This window comes from Desulfosporosinus lacus DSM 15449 (genome assembly GCF_900129935.1).
GTDB lineage: Bacteria > Bacillota > Desulfitobacteriia > Desulfitobacteriales > Desulfitobacteriaceae > Desulfosporosinus > Desulfosporosinus lacus.
This window is the reverse complement of sequence record NZ_FQXJ01000051.1, coordinates 1-1806: the sequence shown is the minus strand read 5'-3', so window position 1 is coordinate 1806 and position 1806 is coordinate 1. Positions and strand designations below refer to the sequence as shown.

Annotated in this window: 1 protein-coding gene and 1 pseudogene; both read left to right on the top strand. The window is 45.9% G+C overall.

Translation table 11 applies throughout. The features are described 5' to 3' along the window. Window positions 1–35 precede the first annotated feature (35 nt). Window positions 36–1505 (top strand): IS21 family transposase, encoded by a 1470-nt coding sequence (gene istA / locus BUB11_RS26475; protein WP_073033622.1) that lies wholly within the window; start codon window positions 36–38, stop codon window positions 1503–1505. Beyond that, window positions 1502–1806, top strand: a pseudogene (locus tag BUB11_RS26470) (hypothetical protein); the annotation flags it as partial. The gene istA and the pseudogene BUB11_RS26470, both read left to right, overlap by 4 nt.

Sequence of the window (1806 nt, the reverse complement as noted above, 5' to 3'; positions counted from 1 at the left end):
AGATCAGTAAGAAGCTGACGTACAGGGGTGAAAGGGTGTCAATAGAAGTGGATGTTTATAAAAAGATACGCTATCTACATGAGCATGAAGGCAAGTCACAGAGGGATATAGCAAAATTGCTTGGGATATCTCGCAATACGGTTAAGAAATACTGTGAGGGATCACTGGTCCCATGGGAACGGCAAGGAATAAGTGGTCGTCAGAGGTATGTGGTAACCGATGAGGTGATGGAATTCATTAAAACTTGCCTAGCCACTGATGAGGCCGAGAATATTAAAAAACAAAAGCATACCGCAAAGCGGATATATGACCGTCTTGTAGATGAAGCAGACTTTATGGGTGGTGAATCGACCATTCGTGAAATTGTTGCCAACCTTAAAGACAAACAAGCAAAGGTATTTGTTCCATTATCTTATGATCCTGGTGAAGCGATCCAGATTGACTGGGGCGAGGCAACCGCCTACATCAGCGGTAAAAAAGTGAAGCTAAACCTGTTTTGTATGCGGGAGTGTTATAGCGCAGATATGTTCTGTAAAGCATTCTATCGCCAGAACGAAGAAAGTTTTCTCGAAGCCCAGATTACCGGATTCGACTATTTCGAGGGTGCTCCAAAACGAATGATATTCGATAACGCCAAAGTTGCGGTAAAGGAGGGTTTTGGCATTCACGCCAAAGTTCAAGATAGATACCAGGCGTTGGCCGCACACTATGCCTTTCAATGCGACTTCTGCAACATAGCAGCAGGGCATGAAAAAGGCCTGGTTGAGGGACTTGTTGGCTGGGTAAGGCGCAATATTTTGGTGCCCATACCCAGAGTGGAAACCCTTGACGAGCTAAACGCAGAGATACTGCGTAGATGCTTAAAATACCGTGGCCATAAGATAACTGGCCGTGATCAAACTGTCGGTGAGATGGCGCTGACTACAAGAGTGAGGCTGACAATGCTTCCACGCTACAGATTCGACCCAAGCAAGAGTATAACGCAAAGAGTGAGTGATTTCTCGACGGTAAGGTTTGATTACAACCACTATTCCGTGCCGGTTAAGTATGCCGACAAAGAAATTAGCGTCAAAGGATATGGCAACGAGGTAGTGATGATATACCGAAATACTGAGATTGCTAGGTATCCCCGCTGTTACGAAAGAGGACAAACCAAATACCGGCTAGAGCACTACATTGACCTAATTGAAAAACGACCCCGCAGTGTTTTCAACGCCAAACCAGTGAAAAGCAACCTATCCACACAACTGCTGGAGGCCGGTAGACGACTGTCTGGCCCACGGGAAATGGTCAAGCTATTGAGACTTTGTGTTGACTATGGAGAGAACAAGGTTCTGACGGCTATAGGCTCCCTTAATAATCCTGAACTATCGGTCGAGCTGATTCGAGCCGTTCTAACACCGGTCGATACACCGGAAAGGCTACCTTCAAAACTAGATATTAAAGTGCTAACGCCTCAGATTGACAAGTATAATGCCCTTATGAACAGGGGCGCTGCGGTATGAGTGGGACACATACCAACGAAATCAACCCCACTAAAGAGACCATCAAGCTTTATGCAAAGCAACTCAGAACACCAGCATTTGTGGGCTATGAAAACGTTGTCCGGCAGCTCTCCCCCGGTGATGGATATGACAAATTCCTTTGTGAGACTATGAAACTAGAGGTGTCGCAGAGGCAGATTGCTGGGCAGAGGCGCAGGATTAAAAAGGCCGGCTTCCCTGTTATGAAGACTCTTGATGAATTTAAGTTTGAAAGACTTGAACATATATCGGACTCCTACATATGGGAGCTTGCCTCTTGCGA